The sequence below is a fragment of the Shimia fortis genome (assembly GCF_040225985.1).
GTDB lineage: Bacteria > Pseudomonadota > Alphaproteobacteria > Rhodobacterales > Rhodobacteraceae > Shimia.
The window spans coordinates 132,707-148,792 of sequence record NZ_JBBPEU010000002.1 but is presented as its reverse complement, the minus strand read 5'-3'; the positions used below and the strand labels follow the sequence as shown (position 1 = coordinate 148,792).

Sequence of the window (16,086 nt, the reverse complement as noted above, 5' to 3'; positions counted from 1 at the left end):
GATGGGTGATATTCTGATCGTCGATGACGAGCGCGACATTCGCGAATTGATTTCGGATATTCTTGAGGACGAGGGCTATACCACGCGGTTGGCCGGAAATTCGGACGAGGCCATGGCGCAGGTGACCTCGGAACAGCCTGCGCTGCTGATCCTTGATATCTGGCTCAAGGACAGCAACATGGACGGGATCGACATCCTCAAGGCAGTCAAACGGGATTATCCCGAGGTGCCGGTGGTGATCATCTCGGGGCATGGCAATATCGAGATCGCGGTCGCCGCCATCAAACAGGGTGCCTATGATTTTATCGAAAAGCCGTTCAACATCGACCAGTTGCTGGTGGTGATCCGGCGCGCGATGGAGACGTCGCGCCTGCGCCGTGAAAATCAGGAATTGAAGCGGCAGGACGGCAAACCGACCGAAATGGTCGGCGAAAGCGCTGCCTTCCGCACCATGATCAGCCAGTTGGACAAGGTCACGAAATCCAATGGCCGTGTCATGCTGAGCGGCCCCGCTGGGGTCGGCAAGGAAATGGCCGCGCGCTATATTCACGCCAATTCCAACCGGTCGGGTGCGCCCTTTGTGGTGGTGAGTTGCGCCGGGATGGACCCCGCCCGCGTCGAGGAAATGCTGTTCGGGCGCGAAAGCGCCGAGCGCGGCGTCGAGCAGGGCCTTTTGGAGCAGGGAAATGGCGGCGTTATCTATTTCGACGAGGTTGCGGATATGCCGCTGGAGACGCAGTCGAAAATCCTGCGTGTGTTGGTCGATCAGAAATTCCAGAGGGTGGGCGGCACCGATCAGGTACGCGTGGACCTGCGGGTGATTTCCTCGACCAACCGTGATCTCGAGGCGGAAATTCAGGCGCAGACATTCCGGCAGGAACTGTACCACCGCCTGAACGTTGTGCCGATCCAGGTGCCTTCGCTGGAAGAACGCCGCGAGGATATTCCGCTGCTGGCCGAATATTTCATTCGTGATTGCAACGATACGCAGGGTTTGCCCCTGCGCGAGATATCGGAAGAGGCTGTCGCGCTGATGCAGACGATGGTCTGGCCCGGCAATGTGCGCCAGCTCAAGAACCTGATCGAACGGGTGCTGATCCTTGGCGACGGGAACGGCCCGATCGAGAGCAAGGAACTGCCCGGTGAAAGCGGCGGTGGCGAAGAAGAGGGGCGCGTGGTGCTGTCCGGCGCGCTGGCCACCTTGCCCCTGCGCGAGGCGCGCGAGGCGTTCGAACGCGAATACCTGCTGACCCAGATCAACCGCTTTGGCGGCAATATCAGCCGCACCGCGAATTTCGTCGGGATGGAGCGCAGCGCCCTGCATCGCAAGCTGAAATCGCTGGGTGTCGTGACCACCAACAAGGCCGGTGCCCGCGTGGCGCAGATGGAAAAAACCGACGGCGAATAAGGGGGCGTCGCCCCCGTTTCACCCCCGCTGCCGACAGGTCAGAGCGGCTTGTTCAGATCGACCAGAACCTTGCGCCCGCCATCCTGCCGGATCGCGCAGATCGACGGCGTGATCGGCGGCGAATTGGTCAGGGGCGCGTAAGACTTGCCCTCGATATCCTCGGATTTGCAGTAGGGGATCGTGGTTTTCTGATAGCCGCGATCAACCATGCATTGGTTGGCCACGCTGTAGCGGCGGCCTTCGTTCACGTCATAGGTTTCAGGGATCTGCCCGACGATGCGCCCGCGCGAGTCAAAAATCGGCCGCCAGTCGGTGATGATCATCGGCGGCACGGTCTGGGCAGCAAAGGTATTGCAATGGGCCTGATCCGAATTGGTCTGGGTGCTGCTGGCCCCGACCTTGTAGAACTGGGAATACTCGGTACAGCCCGCCAGCACGGCCAGCGCCAGCCCTGTTGCCACTACGGTTCTCATCACGGTCTCCCTTGCGGTTCTCAAAGCGGTTTGTTCAGGTCAATCAACACCGGCGCCGCGCCCTGTCGGCGTACGGCGCAGATATTCGGGGCAGGGGCCGGCGCGCCCGTGGCCGCGGCATAGGACCGGCCATCCAGCTGTGCTGTGGTGCAGACCGGATAGGTGACAGGCGTATAACCCTTGAGCCGCATACAGTCGCTGCGGTGCTGGTTGCGCATGCCCGCGTTCACATCGGTGCTGCCGACATAGGTGACCCCCAACCCCCAGCCGCCGCCGTAATAGCCGGTGCCGTAAAAGCCGCCGCTACCGGGATAGGTGACGGGATAATTTGCCGCCGGAAACAGGCGGTTGGCCTCGACATTGCATGCGGTCTGGTCCTGCGCGACCGTCGCATCGCGCGCGCCTGCCTTGGTAAAGGTCTGGTAGGTCGGCGCGGCGCAGCCCCCGAGACCAACAGCCCCAAGGGTCAGGAAAACACACAGACGGGAAAAAGCGGGCATATTGCGAACTCTCTGATATTCCATCAAAAGAAAGCCCGATATGGGCGGCGCGGTCAACGGTTGTGTTTGACCTCGGTCCTGCCATCTGTCATCCCTTGACCCTGACACCCATCAGAGGACGCTCATGAAGGTTATTATCTGCGGGGCCGGCCAGGTCGGATGGCAGATCGCCCGTCACCTGTCTGGCGAAAAGAACGACGTCACCGTCGTGGACAGCAATCCCGAACTTGTCAGTCGCGCCACCGATACGCTGGATGTGCAGGGGATCGCGGGTTTCGCGAGCTATCCGGACGTGCTGGACAAGGCGGGCGCGCGCGATGCGGACATGATCATCGCTGCGACCTATTCGGACGAGGTCAACATGGTGACTTGCCAGGTGGCGCACTCGGTCTTTGCCATCCCGCGCAAGATCGCGCGGCTGCGCAGCCAGTCCTACCTTGATGCAATCTATTCCGACCTTTACCGGCGCGACCACATGCCGATCGACGTGGTGATCAGCCCCGAGCGCGAGGTGGCCGAGGCGGCACTCAAACGCCTGTCCGCCCCGGCGGCTTTTGACACGGAAACCTTCCTCGACGGGCGGGTGCAGATGCTGGGCCTTGCGCTGCAAGAGGACTGCCCGGTCCTGAACACGCCCCTGCGCCAGTTGACCGACCTGTTCTCGACGCTCAAGGCGGTGGTGGTGGGCGTGCGCCGCAAAGGCGCGCTGTTTGCTCCCGAACCCAATGACCAGCTGTTCGTCGGGGACGAGATCTATGTCTTCACCTTCACCGAGGACGCCAACCGCACGATGGAGGTTTTCGGCAAGGTCACCAAGAAACAGGAACGCGTGATCCTGATCGGGGGCGGCAATGTCGGCCTGATGGTGGCGCAGCACCTGGAAAGCCGCGCCGAGCGGATCCGCGCCAAGGTGATCGAGCGCAGCCGCGCCGTGGCCGAGGTCGCCGCCGAGGCGCTGGAGCGCACCATTGTGCTGCATGGCGACGGGCTCGACTCGGCGATCCTGTCCGAAGCGGGCATTGACCGCGCCGACGCGGTGCTGGCCGTGACCGATGACGACAAAGTCAACATGCTGGCCTCGGTGCGGGCCAAGTCGCGGGGATGCCCCATGGCGATTGCGCTGATCAACGATCCGACGCTGGTGCCGCTGATGAACCCGCTGGCGATTGATGCCTATATCAACCCGCGCGCCACCACGGTCAGCTCGATCCTGCGCCATATTCGGCACGGGCGGGTGCGCGATGTCTATTCCATCGGCGATGCCGAAGCCGAGATCATCGAGGCCGAGGTCCTGTCGACCTCGCCCATCGCGGGCCAGCAGGTGCGGGACGTGGATTTCCCCGAAGGTGTGCTGATCGGCGCGATCCTGAAAGGCAAAGAGGTGATCAAACCCAAGGGCGGCACCCGCATTGAAGAGGGCGACGTGATTGCCCTGTTCGCCCTGTCAGGGGATGTGCCCGAGGTCGAGCGCCTGTTGCAGGTCTCGATAGACTTCTTCTGATCCGATGCTGCTCACCCTGTTCAGATTGCCGCTGTTCCTGCTGTTGATCGGGTTTTCCGGTCTCTTGATGCTGGTGCCGGCGGTTTATGCGGGGATTCTGCATGACCTGCACGAAGCGCGCAGCTTTTTCTACAGCGGCATCCTGACCCTGTTCATCTTTTCGCTGGTCGCGATGGCCATGTCGAACACCGGCCAGCGCCCGCGCGCGCTGGATCATCTCGTGGCGCTGTTCCTGACCTTCACCGTGCTGCCGTTGGTCCTCGCGCTGCCGTTTTGGGAGGGGCTGGCCACCACGTCCTATCTTAACGCCTATTTCGAAATGGTGTCCTGCCTGACCACCACCGGCGCAACCCTGTTTGACAATCCCGACCGTCTGTCGCCGTCGCTGCACCTGTGGCGGGGATTGGTGGGGTGGTTCGGCGGGCTGTTGATGTGGATTGCCGCCGCAGCGGTCTTTGCGCCCCTGACACTGGGCGGTTTCGAGGTCACGGCGCGCCAGGGGCCGGGCCTGACCGGCAACCAGATTGGCCGCACCGAGGTCGTCAGCGCCATGCGCCGCTGGCAACGGACCCTGTTCGCACTGTTCCCGATCTATATCGGGCTGACTTTTGCCCTGTGGGTCATGCTGCTGATCCTTGGCGAAAACAGCCTGACGGCGCTGATCCATGCGATGTCGGTCATGTCCACCAGCGGGATTTCCCCAGTGGGCGGTGTCACCAATGCCGGGGCAGGGATCGGCGGCGAGGTCGTGATGTTCCTGTTCCTGTTGTTCGCCCTGTCGCGCCTGACCTTTTCGGCTGACACCGGCGCGGTGAAGCGCGATAACCTCTGGCAGGATCCCGAGTTCCGTCTGGGTCTGCTGATCGTGGTGGCGGTGCCGGCCTTCCTGTTTTCGCGTCATTGGCTGGGTGCCTATGAGTTCGACGAATTGCAGGACACCACCAGCGCTCTGCGTGCGGCCTGGGGGTCGCTATTCACGGTGCTGAGTTTCCTGACTACCACCGGGTTCGAAAGCGCAGACTGGATCAATGCCCAAAGCTGGTCGGGCCTGTCCACGCCGGGCATGATCCTTCTGGGGCTGGCCATCGTCGGCGGGGGCGTCGCCACCACAGCGGGCGGTGTGAAACTGCTGCGGGTCTTTGTCTTGTACCTTCAGGGGCTTGGTGAGATGCAGCGCCTTGTGCATCCCTCGATCGTCATCGGTGACAACGCGGGCAACCGCCGTATCCGGCGCACCGGCGCCCAGATCGCCTGGGTGTTTTTCATGCTGTTCGCCATTTCGCTGGCGGCGATCACCGTGCTGCTGGCGGGGCTTGGGGCGGGTTTTGAGGACTCGCTCATCATGGCGATTGCAATGCTGACCACAACCGGGCCGCTGACACAGGTGGCGGGCGAGGCGCCGATCGACCTCATTGCCCAGACCGGCGGGGTCAAGCTGGTGCTGAGTGCCGCCATGGTGATCGGGCGTCTGGAAACGCTCGGCATCATCGCGCTTTTGTCACGGGAATTGTGGCAGAAGTGACCCCGACGGTCGGGTGGGTAGGCCTGACGTTGGCTGCAGGCCGCGCGCAGGGCAGGGGGGGTGACTTTAATGCCGTTCGCCAGGCTTGCGCCAATAGCCCCTTTCGCCCGCAAAGGCGGCCGACCCAGAAGGACGCCTGAGTCTTTTTCCTTCTTGGGCCGAGTTCGTGTTACCTATGGCGGTACTTTCTATTCTGAGGACGGGCAGACACGCTGCACTTCAAGGTGATAGGTGAAGGCCGACCGGTTGTAATTCTGCATGGTGTTACTCTGGACCATCGGCATATGGTCGAAATCATGGAGCCCGTTTTCGAGTTGCTAGTGGGCTGGCAACGCATTTATCTCGATTTGCCCGGCCACGGGAAGAGTCCACCGCAAGACGCAATCCAAGGCCAAGATGACATCCTAGACGCTGTCGAATAATTTATTGCCGATAAGCTGGACGAGACTCCCTTCGCGCTCGTCGGCCTTTCGAGAGGCAGCTACATTGCGCGCGGCATCGTTCACCGGCAGGCAAATCGAGTTCAGGGGGCTGCGTTGATTGTGCCGGGGGTAACCCTGGTTCACCCAATCCTCTGCCAAAGCACGAAATTCTTGAACCTGATCCAACCATCCTTCCCGAATTGCCGGAAGACGAAATCTGGGCTTTTGAAAACTTTTCGGTCGTTCAACGCCGGGACATCATGGACAAAAGGAGGCAGATACTGAAGACCGCCATCCAGATCCACGACAAGGCACAGGAAGCGCGCGTGAAAAGAGCGGTTCAACTTTAGCTTTGCCGATGCAGAAGAAGACACAGTCTTTGAAAAACCCTGCTTGCTTGTGGCTGGCCGTCAAGATCGGATGAGCGGCTATCTCGACTCAGTTGACCTGATGCATCGTTATACGCGCGCAACCCTCGCTGTCTTGGACGCCGCAGGGCACGGACTGGCGTTTGAACGCCCTGAGGTTTTCACAGCACTTATTGCGGACTGGCTGCAGCGCGTAGCGTTGGGTTGGGAAGAATAGTCGAGATTCAAAGCGTGTGACCGGGGGAATGCGGTTTGCGCCATTCACAGCGGCCATGCGTCTTGGTTGCGGCATCAATCATCAAGGGTTCCTTCCCCCATTCGCTGTGTTTATCCGGGGGTCTGTCTTAGAGGTGCCCAAATGGGCCCACGCAGGCCACTTGAGATCGGGCGAAGTCGGCCATGAGCCCTCGAAAGGATGGGAGCAACGCGTCAGGCGGGGCGCGTTATCCAGCAATTTAGACCCGTCAGCCCTCGTAAACACGCGGCCTTGCAGGTCTTTTTGTGGCACAAATGATGCGCTTTGAATGATGTGTTCGCCAAATAGGTGTTTTTAGGGGTGGAAACTCAGAAAAGCCCGCTCCATACTCTCTCGGACTACCTGCTTGCACCCGTGGCACCCAACAAGAACAAAGGCAAACGCGCGATGGCTTCGGATCGACAAAATCTTCAAGATGCTTTTCTCAATCATGTTCGTAAAACCAAGGTTCCCGTCACGATCTTTCTGATCAACGGCGTGAAACTTCAGGGCGTGATTACCTGGTTTGATAATTTCTGTGTATTGCTGCGCCGCGATGGTCAAAGCCAGCTTGTTTACAAACATGCAATCTCGACCATCATGCCGGCACAACCCATCAGCCTTTATGAAGGTGAAGACGCCTCTTGATGGAGCATGAAAAGCAGGTCACCCGTGCCTGGGTTCTGCATCCTGACATTTACGGCTCGGACCAGCGGCGCGAGGCGTCTTTCGCGCTGGAAGAAGCCGTGTCTCTGGCCGATGCGCTGGCCGAGCTTGAGGTCGTCGGCTCAAACGTCGTGCGCCTGTCCAAACCGCATCCGGGGATGCTGTTCGGATCGGGCAAGATCGAGGAACTGGGCGCGCTGTTCAAGGCAAACGAGGTGGAGCTGGTCCTGATTGACGGGCCGGTGACTCCGGTGCAGCAGCGCAATCTTGAAAAGGCGTGGAAGGTCAAACTGCTGGACCGGACCGGCCTGATCCTTGAAATCTTTTCTGACCGCGCGCGCACCCGTGAAGGGGTGTTGCAAGTCGAGATGGCGGCGCTGTCCTATCAGCGCACACGGCTGGTGCGGGCGTGGACTCACCTTGAACGTCAGCGGGGCGGATTGGGCTTTGTCGGTGGCCCCGGCGAAACCCAGATCGAGGCTGACCGCCGCGCCATTGACGACCAGCTTGTCCGCCTGCGCCGCCAACTGTCCAAGGTGGTGAAAACCCGCGAATTGCACCGCAAGTCCCGCGCAAAGGTGCCGTTCCCGATCGTGGCCCTTGTGGGCTATACCAACGCCGGAAAATCCACGCTGTTCAACCACGTGACCGGGGCCGACGTGATGGCCAAGGACATGCTCTTTGCCACGCTGGACCCGACCATGCGGGCGGTGCATCTGCCCGACGGCCCCGAGGTGATCCTGTCCGACACGGTGGGGTTCATCTCGGACCTGCCGACCGAACTGGTCGCGGCCTTCCGCGCCACGCTGGAAGAGGTGCTGGCTGCCGATCTGATCCTGCATGTGCGTGACATTGCCCATCCAGACACGGATGTGCAGGCCGAGGACGTGCAGGATATTTTGAACTCGCTGGGCGTCGGATCGGGCGCAAAACAGATTGAGGTCTGGAACAAGATCGACCTTCTCGACGCAGAGCGCCGCGAGGCGATCCAGACGCGGGCCGACCGTGATGATGCGATCTTTGCCGTCTCTGCCGTGACGGGTGCTGGTCTGGACGAACTCTTTGCGGCGATCACCACCGCGCTGGATGCCGACCGGACCGAGGAGACTCTGCATCTGGGCTTTGCCGAGGGCAAAAAGCGCGCCTGGCTGTTCAAGGAAGGCGTCGTCGAAAACGAAGAACAGGGCGAGGACGGGTTCACTCTGCGCGTACGCTGGACCGCCCGACAGGCCCGCAAGTTCGAGGGGTTGTAGGCCGCCACACCTAATAAATCCGACATTTGCGACATGACATGTCGTCGGGAGGGCATCTTCGTGCCCGAAACCTCCTAGCATTTCCTGACAGGAAACCCGCAACAGGAAGGATGCCCCCATGACGACCGTGACCGTTGCCGCGATGCAATTTGCCAGTTCCCGAGACTATGACACGAATATCGCCAGGGCCGAAAAGGTGATCCGCGACGCCGCAGCAGCAGGCGCGCAGATCGTTCTGCCGGGCGAGGCGTTTTCCGCGTTTGAATTCCAATTCATGGAGATGGGGCCCGAGCATTTCAAACTGGCCGAAGCGCTGGACGGCCCCACGGTCAGCCATATGCGTGCTCTGGCGCGGGAATTGTCTATCGTCATCCCGACCAATATTTTTGAGAAGGCCAACAACGCCTATTACAACACCAATGTGATCATCGACGCGGACGGGTCGGTGCTGGGCCATTATCGCAAATCGCATATCCCGCTGGGCCTGCCGGGGTGTTATGAAAAGGTCTATTCCAATCCGGGCGACACGGGGTTCGTGACCTTTGACACGGCCTATGGGCGGATCGGCACCTGCGTATGTTGGGACCAGTGGTTCCCCGAGGCGGCGCGGATTCTTGCGTTGCGGGGGGCCGAGATTCTGTTTTACCCCTCGGCCATCGGGTCGGATTGCCACGACCATTGGGAAACCGTGATGCGCGGCCATGCGGGGGCGAATATCGTGCCTCTGGTCTGTTCCAACCGTGTCGGGCGCGAGGTGGGCACGCTGGGCGAAGTCACCTATTTCGGGCAGGCTTTCATCGCAGGGCCTCGCGGCGAGGTGGTGGCGCGGGCCGACGAAACGTCGGACATGTTCGTCAGCCACAGTTTCGACATGGACGAAATCCGCGAGCTGCGCGCCCATTGGGGCCTGTTCCGCGACCGTCGCCCCGATCTGTACGGTCCGATCCTGACGCTGGACGGAGAGACCCCGCTGCCGAAATAGCGCCTTCGCCTTACTGGGGCGGCACCAGTCGTGTGACCCCCACCGCCGCCGCGCGCGCCAGATCGGGATCCAGAGACATGGGCACATATTCGCCGCGCCGCCACAGCTGGGCCATATCGTCGTAATAGCGCGACAGGAAATGGCCCGACTGGCCGGTGGCGGCGATAAAGACCGAACTGTCGGGGTCGGCGAAATCATAGACTCCGCGATAGCCCGCAGCATGCACGTTCTGGAACGGGTCGGGGCCGGTGCCGCTGGTGCGGCCACGTTGCAGCGTGTTGTCGCCGCCGCTGGTGGACTGGCGGATGTTCACGAAATACTTGAGTACCGGCACCTCGCCCAGCACCTGATGGTCATGGGTCGCCTGATGCGCATCGCCCCAGCGCAGACTGTCCAGCTGGGTGCCATAGCGTTCGGAAATCCAAACCAGCGCGTCATCCAGCGCCAGCCGCGCCATATCGGTACAGGTCTCGCGAGGGGCGCTCTGGATCACGTCACACCAGATCGCGGCCCCGTCGACATCGCGGTAGACCCGTTCGATGAACAGGGGTTCCACGTGGGTGTATTCCTCTGCCAGCGGCCCCAATTCGTCGCGGATCAGGCGATCCTGCAGGGCGCGCAGCCACGCGGCATAGATCAGCGGTTCGGGCATGTGTTCGTTCATTTCGCCGTTCCAGTCCGCAAGCAGCGTCAGCGCGCGTTGGCGCAGGCGCTGGGGCGTGCCGTCGGGCGCGGCCTCGCCGGTGAACCACAGGTCCGCGCCGATCAGTGGCAGAAGGGCACGGGCGGTGAAGCTGACCGTGTCCAGCTGGGCCTCGATGAAACTGTCACGGGTGTGCACCTGACGGCCCTGCATCAGGCGGCTCCAGCGCTGGATGCGCTGGCTGTCGCCCCAGTGAAAGGAGACATGGTTCGGGAAGGGGCGTTCGACGGTCTTGTTGTTGGTGTTGCCGACAATGCCGCCCACCGGCGCCACGAAGGCGGGGTTCGAGGCATAGGGCATCCGCCCGTCCCAGCGGTTTTCCGGTACCCATCCCAGCGACGGCATCCGGCCCTTGCTCTGATGCGCGGCGTTCCGGCGCGGCACGGCACCCACCACCTTGAGCGCGACGGTGTCGCGGTCGGCCAGTGTCAGGTTCTGCGCGGGCGAAATATAGGCCTCGGCCGCGGCCAGCCCCTCGTTCACATCCTGCGCATACATCAGCGCAATTGCGGCACTCATGGACGTGTCGCGCGGGCTGAGCGCGGTCCAGCCAAGTGCCGCGACATGCCCCTCGGGGGTGATGGTGTTCAGGCTGTAATGCGAACCGGGCAGAACCGGCCCGTTTTCGGTCCAGCGCAGGGTCAGCGTGACCGGCGCCTCGTCGGCGATATTGACGATGGATTTGCGCGTCTCGAAGGGTTTGAAGCCATCGGGCGTGCGGTATTCCTCGGGGTTGTCTGGGTTAAGTTTCTCGATGAACAGGTCCTGATCGTCCACATAGGCCGAGGTCAGCCCCCAGCCCAGACGCGCGCTGCGCCCGGTCAGGATCGCGGGAATGCCCGGAATGCTGGCCCCGATCACACCGCCCGAAGACAGCTCCATCCGAGCAAGATACCAGATGCCCGGCGCGCTGAGGCCAAGATGGGGATCATTTGCCAGAAGCGTGCCGCCACTGGCCGAGCGGTGCGGCGCGGCGGCCCATGCGTTCGACGCCCCGGCCAACGCACGGCGCGGGAAGGGCGACAGGGGATGGTCGGGCAGGCGGGTGGTGGCCGCAAAGCGCGGCGCCCCCGGCACAAGCGCGGCATATTCCGGCAGTGCGGCAACGCCCGATCCGGGCGCGTCGGGCAGGATATCGGCCAGACGTGTCTGGTCCGGCACCAGAAGCGAGGTGCGCGCGCGCAGCACCTCTTCTTCCAGATGGCCCGACAGTTGCAGTGCCATCAGTTTCTGGATCGCCAGCGAATCCGCCGGTTGCCACGGCGCGATGGCGCTGGGAAACAGGAAAAATTCGGGCGCACCCCGTCCCAGCGCGTTCTGATTGATCTCGTCGATGCGGGTGTTTACGCCGTTGGCATAGGCCTTGAGCGCGGCCTGCGTGCGGGGATCCTGCGCGTCGACCGAACTGCGCGCCAGCGTATAGAAATCAAATCGCCGGATCAGCGAGTCGACGGGCAGGGTGCGCCGCCCGAAGAGTTCCGACAGGCGGCCCTGCGCGGTGCGGCGCATCATCATCATCTGCCACAGACGGTCCTGCGCATGGGCATATCCCAGCGCGAAAAACGCATCCTGATCCGTCGCTCCAAGGATGTGGGGCACGTTGGCATTGTCGCGCACGATCTCGACCGGGGCCAGCACGCCGGGGGTGATCAGCGTCTTGTCATAATCGGGCAGCGACCGCGACGCGAGATAATAGACCCCGAGCCCAAGCAACAGCACAATCCCCACCATGCCGCCTGCGATACGCAACAGCCACTGAACAACCTGTCCCATGCCGAATCCTGAATTCCTGCTTGCTTTCTGTTCCCCGGAACAGGCAAACATTACGACGAAAGACAGCGAGGGGAAAGCAGATGGCTAAAGTATCATTTCTGGGTCTGGGCGTGATGGGATACCCCATGGCCGGGCACCTGCAAAAGGCCGGTCACGAGGTCACGGTCTATAACCGGACCACCGCCAAGGCCGAGGCCTGGGCCGCCGAACACGGGGGCGAGTTTGCCGCGACCCCGAAAGAGGCCGTTGCGGGCGCCGCGTTCGTGATGACCTGTGTCGGCAATGACGACGATTTGCGCATGGTCTGCGCGGGTGAAGACGGCGCTTTTGCCGGCATGTCCGAGGGCAGCATCCTTGTCGATCACACCACCGTGTCGGCCAAGGTCACGGGGGAGCTATACGCACTTGGGAAAGATCAGGGCATTTCCTTTGTCGACGCACCGATTTCGGGCGGTCAGGCGGGGGCGGAGAACGGCATCCTGTCGATCATGTGTGGCGGGGACGCAGCGGCCTATGACGCGGCCGAGCCGGTGATGCAGGCCTATGGCCGCACCATCAAGCGCCTTGGCGACAGCGGCGCGGGCCAGATGACCAAAATGGTCAACCAGATCTGTATTGCGGGCCTGTTGCAGGGCCTTTCCGAAGGGCTGCATTTTGCCGAGAAGGCGGGACTGGACATTCGCGAAGTGGTCGACGTGATCCAGGGCGGTGCCGCCGGAAGCTGGCAGATGGTGAACCGCCACGAAACCATGGCGGATGACCATTTCGATCATGGCTTTGCCGTGGACTGGATGCGCAAGGATCTGGGCATTTGCCTGTCCACTGCCAATGAAACCGGCGCCAGCCTGCCGGTCACGGCGCTGATCGACCAGTTCTACAAGGACGTGCAAAAAATGGGTGGCGGTCGCTGGGACACATCGAGCCTGATCAAACGTTTGAAGGCACTGGATTAAATCAAGGTTGGCGGGAGGCTCTCCCGCCGCCTGTCAGGGCCTTGCGGCCCGTTCCGGACGTTGGGCATGGCCGCGCCATGGCGCGGCGAGGGGCGCTGCCCCTCTTGGCCTGCGGCCAATTCACCCCGGAGTATTTTGGGGAAGGTGAAATGTGGGGCGGTGAACCTTTGGGGGGACCGGCGCGCCTTATAACATGGCAGTGAACAGGTTGGTCATGTGGTTCGCATAAGGCGTGCCGTCTGTGTGGCGGTCTTCCAGCAGGGCCTGAAAAGGCGGGTTATGGCCGTTGCGCGCGCAGGTCAGGCCGGTAACAGGCGCGCCGGTGGTGCGGGCGCGGTGCAGGGTCAGGCGCGGGTTTTCCGGCGGAACGATCCGGTCCACGGCGCTGTTCAAAAGCAGACAGGGCGGCCCGCCCGCGTGCAGGCGCCAGGGTTGGACCATGCAGGCCGAGATGGCCAGAACGGCATCGGGCCGGGCCTCGGTGGGCAAGTTGCGTGGCGGATAGGCCAGCGACAATCCGGCGATGCCGCCCGCGGAGACCCCGACGATGCCGACCTTGTCGCTTGTGATGTCATATGTCGTGGCGTGGCTGCGCAGCCACGCAATGCCTGCGGCCAGATCCTGTCGTGCGGCCTCGAATGCAGGGCCATAGAGGCGCGGGGCGAGGGTCAGACCGGCCTTGCGGCTGCGTGCGGCATGGGTGCGGATGGCGTCCTGCTGAAGTGCAGGGAACTCTGAGATTGTTGTGCCGAGACGGGTGGAGAGGCTGGCCATGGCAAAGCCGCGCCCGGTCAGAAGCGCGGCCAGGCGATCCACGTCTGCGCCCTGGCGCTGGCCTTTGAAAAATCCCCCGCCATGGGCAAACACGACGGCGGCGCGGGCAGGGCCCCCTGGCAGAAACAAATCAAGCGCCAACGCAGAGCGCGGGCGCTTGAGATAGGTCAGATCCCGGATTTCGCGCATGGGCGCGGGCGTCAGGGAATGATGCGGGTGTATTTCACGCCTTCCAGCGTCGCGCCCACATGCAGACCGGCCTGTCCGAAGATCACCGCATAGACCGGCGCGGTCAGGGTGTTGGTGTCGGCGGCCAGGTTCTGGCCCTGGTCGATCACGGCATATTTGACATCTGCACCCGCGGCCCATCCACTGGAGCGGCGGAAATCATTGAGCGCGGCTTCGGTCATGAAGAACAGGACATGGGCCGATTGCGAGGCGCCGATCTGGAATCCGACGCTGCCCGAGGTGGCCGAATAGTAATCGACCGTCACGCCGTCGATCTGCAACGCCCCCCGGCCATACCCCGCGCCAAAGCCAAAGCCTGCCTCGGTCACGACCGGCATCACCAGCATGCCTGCGGATTTGTCCGCGAGGTCCACGCTGCCGGGATAGTTATTGTAAAGATAGTTCAGCGTCTGGTCGACCCGTGCGTCGATCTTCTGTGCACCGGTGCTGTTGACGCCATTGCCGCAGGCCGCCGTCAGGGCCATCCCTGCAACAGCCGCGAGTGTGAAACCGCGTCGGGTAATTTTGCTCATCATGTCCGCCTGTAGTCTGCTTTTTGTTGATTGCCGGCCTGCACCGGAATTGCGCGCAATTATACGGGGCGTTCTGCCCCCTGTCACTAGGGTCGAGGCGCAGATTTCTGCGCCTGCAAAGGGAATTTCGGGCGGTTTGCCTAGTGTCCGGCCAATTTCCGCGCAACGGCGGGGGCAAAATAGGTCAGGATGCCGTCACAGCCTGCCCGTTTGAAGCACATCAGGCTTTCGAACATGGCCTTGTCGCCGTCGATCCAGCCGTTCTGGGCCGCGCCCATGATCATCGCGTATTCACCCGACACCTGATAGGCAAAGGTCGGCACGGCAAAGCGGTCTTTCACGCGGCGACAGATATCGAGATAGGGCATGCCGGGCTTGACCATCACCATATCGGCCCCTTCGTCCAGATCACGGCCCACAAGGCGCAGGGCCTCGTTGGTGTTGGCCGGGTCCATTTGATAGGTGGTCTTGTCACCCTTGAGTGCCCCCGAGGCCCCGACCGCATCGCGGAAAGGTCCGTAAAAGGCGCTGGCGTATTTCGCGGCATAGGACAGGATCGCGACGTTCTTGTGGCCCTCGGCCTCGATCGCGCGGCGGATCGCACCGATGCGCCCGTCCATCATGTCGCTGGGGCCAAGGATATCGGCCCCGGCCTCGCATTGGGCGAGCGCCATCTTGACCAGCGCCTCGACGGTTTCGTCGTTCAGGATTTCGCCATCCACGACATAGCCGTCATGGCCGTTGATGTTATATGGATCCAGCGCAATATCGGTCATGATCGCGATTTCGGGCACCGCCGCCTTGATCGCGCGGATGGCGCGGTTCGACAGGTTGTCGGGGTTCCACGCCTCGGCGCAGTCTTCGGTTTTCAGAGACGGGTCGGTATAGGGAAAGATGCAGATCGCCGGAATGCCCAGATCGGCGGCCTCGCGCGCGGCCTCGACGATCTTGTCGACCGAGCGGCGCATCACGCCGGGCATCGAGGGGATCGGTTCCTCGACCCCGTCGCCGTCGCGTACGAACACCGGCCAGATCAGGTCGTCCACCGTCAGGCTGTGTTCGCGCACAAGGCCGCGGATCGCGGCGGATTTGCGGGTGCGGCGCAGGCGGGCCGTGGGAAAGGCGGCGGGCTGGTGGCTCATGGCGGACCTCATTCTTGGATGTTTCACAGGTGCCACGGAATTTCCCGCACCTCAAGGCTAGGATTTGCCGCAGAGCCGCGTTATGTGAAACTTCAAGGCCAAGAAGGGCAGGGGCAGTGGACTGGTATCAAACCGTTTTCGAAATGATCGACATGCGCAGTTTCTCGAACCTGTGGTTCTGGATCGCGCTGGCCGTGATGTGGTCGACCGCCAGCCATTGGGTGCTGGGCGTGCCGTTCGACATGGTGCTGCGGGCCAAACGGGTCGGCGGGCAGACCGAGATCGATCTTGAAGACCTTGTGCGGATCAACACCAACCGCCTGTTGCATGTGGCGCGGGTGTCGGGGCTGTGGATTCTCGGGTTTGCCTGTTTCCTGCTCGCGGGGCTGGCGGTGACCGGCTTTGTCTATGGGATCGAATTTGCGCAGGCGGTGTTTCTGTTGCTGTTCCCGATGTCGCTGGTCGGGTTGATGAGCCTTTCGACCGCCGCCCGCATTCAGGAAGAAGAGGCGGCAGGCGACCAGTTGCGCCGCAGACTGACGCGACACCGCTTCTTCGTGCAGGTGCTGGGCATGGTGTCGATCTTTGTGACCTCGCTCTGGGGGATGTACCAGAACATGTCGTCCTCTCCGATTTTCTGAGGCGCACGC

At 62.3% G+C, this 16,086-nt stretch carries 15 protein-coding genes; 8 read left to right on the top strand and 7 right to left on the bottom strand.

The genetic code is table 11. The features are described from left to right. The first annotated feature begins 1 nt into the window (after position 1). The gene (gene ntrX / locus WNE31_RS03925; RefSeq protein ID WP_349978396.1) at positions 2-1,408 is read left to right on the top strand and encodes a nitrogen assimilation response regulator NtrX; all 1,407 of its coding nucleotides are present in this window, start codon (positions 2-4) and stop codon (positions 1,406-1,408) included. Between the two features lie 38 nt (positions 1,409-1,446). On the opposite strand, the gene WNE31_RS03920 is transcribed toward ntrX, so the two are convergent. Together WNE31_RS03920 and WNE31_RS03915 are read right to left on the bottom strand one after the other, a co-directional pair. Continuing rightward, a complete protein-coding gene (locus WNE31_RS03920) occupies positions 1,447-1,881 on the bottom strand; it encodes a hypothetical protein (RefSeq protein WP_349978395.1) in 435 nt (144 codons plus the stop codon). A 20-nt stretch (positions 1,882-1,901) separates the two neighbouring features. Next, on the bottom strand, positions 1,902-2,381 hold the full coding sequence (locus WNE31_RS03915) for a hypothetical protein (protein ID WP_349978394.1): 480 nt from the start codon (positions 2,379-2,381) through the stop codon (positions 1,902-1,904). Positions 2,382-2,505: 124 nt separating this feature from the next. Between WNE31_RS03915 and trkA the strand changes: the two genes are divergently transcribed. Both trkA and WNE31_RS03905 read left to right on the top strand, forming a co-directional pair. Next, complete coding sequence (gene trkA / locus WNE31_RS03910) at positions 2,506-3,882, top strand: Trk system potassium transporter TrkA (protein ID WP_349978393.1); 1,377 nt, start codon at positions 2,506-2,508, stop codon at positions 3,880-3,882. Between the two features lie 4 nt (positions 3,883-3,886). Beyond that, positions 3,887-5,404 (top strand): TrkH family potassium uptake protein, encoded by a 1,518-nt coding sequence (locus WNE31_RS03905; protein ID WP_349978392.1) that lies wholly within the window; start codon positions 3,887-3,889, stop codon positions 5,402-5,404. 404 nt (positions 5,405-5,808) lie between these two features. Here WNE31_RS03905 and WNE31_RS03900 read toward each other — a convergent pair whose 3' ends face one another. After that, the gene (locus WNE31_RS03900; protein WP_349978391.1) at positions 5,809-6,012 is read right to left on the bottom strand and encodes a hypothetical protein; all 204 of its coding nucleotides are present in this window, start codon (positions 6,010-6,012) and stop codon (positions 5,809-5,811) included. 825 nt (positions 6,013-6,837) lie between these two features. Between WNE31_RS03900 and hfq the strand changes: the two genes are divergently transcribed. From hfq to WNE31_RS03885, 3 genes are all read left to right on the top strand, one after another. Next, entirely contained in the window at positions 6,838-7,077 is a 240-nt protein-coding gene (hfq, locus tag WNE31_RS03895) for an RNA chaperone Hfq (RefSeq protein WP_008204623.1), read from the top strand. Further along, a complete protein-coding gene (gene hflX, locus WNE31_RS03890; protein ID WP_349978390.1) occupies positions 7,077-8,348 on the top strand; it encodes a GTPase HflX in 1,272 nt (423 codons plus the stop codon). Before hfq ends, hflX begins: the two co-directional genes overlap by 1 nt. 118 nt (positions 8,349-8,466) lie before the next feature. Further along, on the top strand, positions 8,467-9,330 hold the full coding sequence (locus tag WNE31_RS03885) for a carbon-nitrogen hydrolase (protein WP_349978389.1): 864 nt from the start codon (positions 8,467-8,469) through the stop codon (positions 9,328-9,330). Positions 9,331-9,340: 10 nt separating this feature from the next. Here WNE31_RS03885 and WNE31_RS03880 read toward each other — a convergent pair whose 3' ends face one another. Further along, positions 9,341-11,806, bottom strand: a complete 2,466-nt coding sequence (locus WNE31_RS03880; protein WP_349978388.1) for a penicillin acylase family protein — start codon at positions 11,804-11,806, stop codon at positions 9,341-9,343. 80 nt (positions 11,807-11,886) lie between these two features. On the opposite strand from WNE31_RS03880, the gene WNE31_RS03875 reads away from it, so the two are divergent. Beyond that, positions 11,887-12,759 (top strand): NAD(P)-dependent oxidoreductase, encoded by an 873-nt coding sequence (locus tag WNE31_RS03875; RefSeq protein WP_349978387.1) that lies wholly within the window; start codon positions 11,887-11,889, stop codon positions 12,757-12,759. A gap of 186 nt (positions 12,760-12,945) precedes the next feature. Here WNE31_RS03875 and WNE31_RS03870 read toward each other — a convergent pair whose 3' ends face one another. The 3 genes from WNE31_RS03870 to hemB all read right to left on the bottom strand — a co-directional run bounded on the left by WNE31_RS03870 (position 12,946) and on the right by hemB (position 15,436). Further along, complete coding sequence (locus WNE31_RS03870; RefSeq protein ID WP_349978386.1) at positions 12,946-13,722, bottom strand: alpha/beta hydrolase; 777 nt, start codon at positions 13,720-13,722, stop codon at positions 12,946-12,948. 11 nt (positions 13,723-13,733) lie between these two features. Continuing rightward, positions 13,734-14,294: a lipid-binding SYLF domain-containing protein gene (locus WNE31_RS03865; RefSeq protein ID WP_349978385.1), complete on the bottom strand. Its 561-nt coding sequence runs from the start codon at positions 14,292-14,294 to the stop codon at positions 13,734-13,736. Positions 14,295-14,434: 140 nt separating this feature from the next. Next, positions 14,435-15,436, bottom strand: coding sequence for a porphobilinogen synthase (hemB, locus tag WNE31_RS03860; RefSeq protein WP_349978384.1), 1,002 nt, complete (start codon positions 15,434-15,436; stop codon positions 14,435-14,437). 116 nt (positions 15,437-15,552) lie between these two features. On the opposite strand from hemB, the gene WNE31_RS03855 reads away from it, so the two are divergent. After that, complete coding sequence (locus WNE31_RS03855; RefSeq protein WP_349978383.1) at positions 15,553-16,077, top strand: component of SufBCD complex; 525 nt, start codon at positions 15,553-15,555, stop codon at positions 16,075-16,077. Positions 16,078-16,086 lie beyond the last annotated feature (9 nt).

Excerpts from the sequence above, each read along its gene's own strand:
- ntrX (WP_349978396.1), top strand. The coding sequence starts at position 2 with ATGGGTGATATTCTGATCGTCGATGACGAGCGCGACATTCGCGAATTG.
- WNE31_RS03920 (WP_349978395.1), bottom strand. The coding sequence starts at position 1,881 with ATGAGAACCGTAGTGGCAACAGGGCTGGCGCTGGCCGTGCTGGCGGGC.
- WNE31_RS03915 (WP_349978394.1), bottom strand. The coding sequence starts at position 2,381 with ATGCCCGCTTTTTCCCGTCTGTGTGTTTTCCTGACCCTTGGGGCTGTT.
- trkA (WP_349978393.1), top strand. The coding sequence starts at position 2,506 with ATGAAGGTTATTATCTGCGGGGCCGGCCAGGTCGGATGGCAGATCGCC.
- WNE31_RS03905 (WP_349978392.1), top strand. The coding sequence starts at position 3,887 with ATGCTGCTCACCCTGTTCAGATTGCCGCTGTTCCTGCTGTTGATCGGG.
- hfq (WP_008204623.1), top strand. The coding sequence starts at position 6,838 with ATGGCTTCGGATCGACAAAATCTTCAAGATGCTTTTCTCAATCATGTT.
- hflX (WP_349978390.1), top strand. The coding sequence starts at position 7,077 with ATGGAGCATGAAAAGCAGGTCACCCGTGCCTGGGTTCTGCATCCTGAC.
- WNE31_RS03885 (WP_349978389.1), top strand. The coding sequence starts at position 8,467 with ATGACGACCGTGACCGTTGCCGCGATGCAATTTGCCAGTTCCCGAGAC.
- WNE31_RS03880 (WP_349978388.1), bottom strand. The coding sequence starts at position 11,806 with ATGGGACAGGTTGTTCAGTGGCTGTTGCGTATCGCAGGCGGCATGGTG.
- WNE31_RS03875 (WP_349978387.1), top strand. The coding sequence starts at position 11,887 with ATGGCTAAAGTATCATTTCTGGGTCTGGGCGTGATGGGATACCCCATG.
- WNE31_RS03870 (WP_349978386.1), bottom strand. The coding sequence starts at position 13,722 with ATGCGCGAAATCCGGGATCTGACCTATCTCAAGCGCCCGCGCTCTGCG.
- WNE31_RS03865 (WP_349978385.1), bottom strand. The coding sequence starts at position 14,294 with ATGAGCAAAATTACCCGACGCGGTTTCACACTCGCGGCTGTTGCAGGG.
- hemB (WP_349978384.1), bottom strand. The coding sequence starts at position 15,436 with ATGAGCCACCAGCCCGCCGCCTTTCCCACGGCCCGCCTGCGCCGCACC.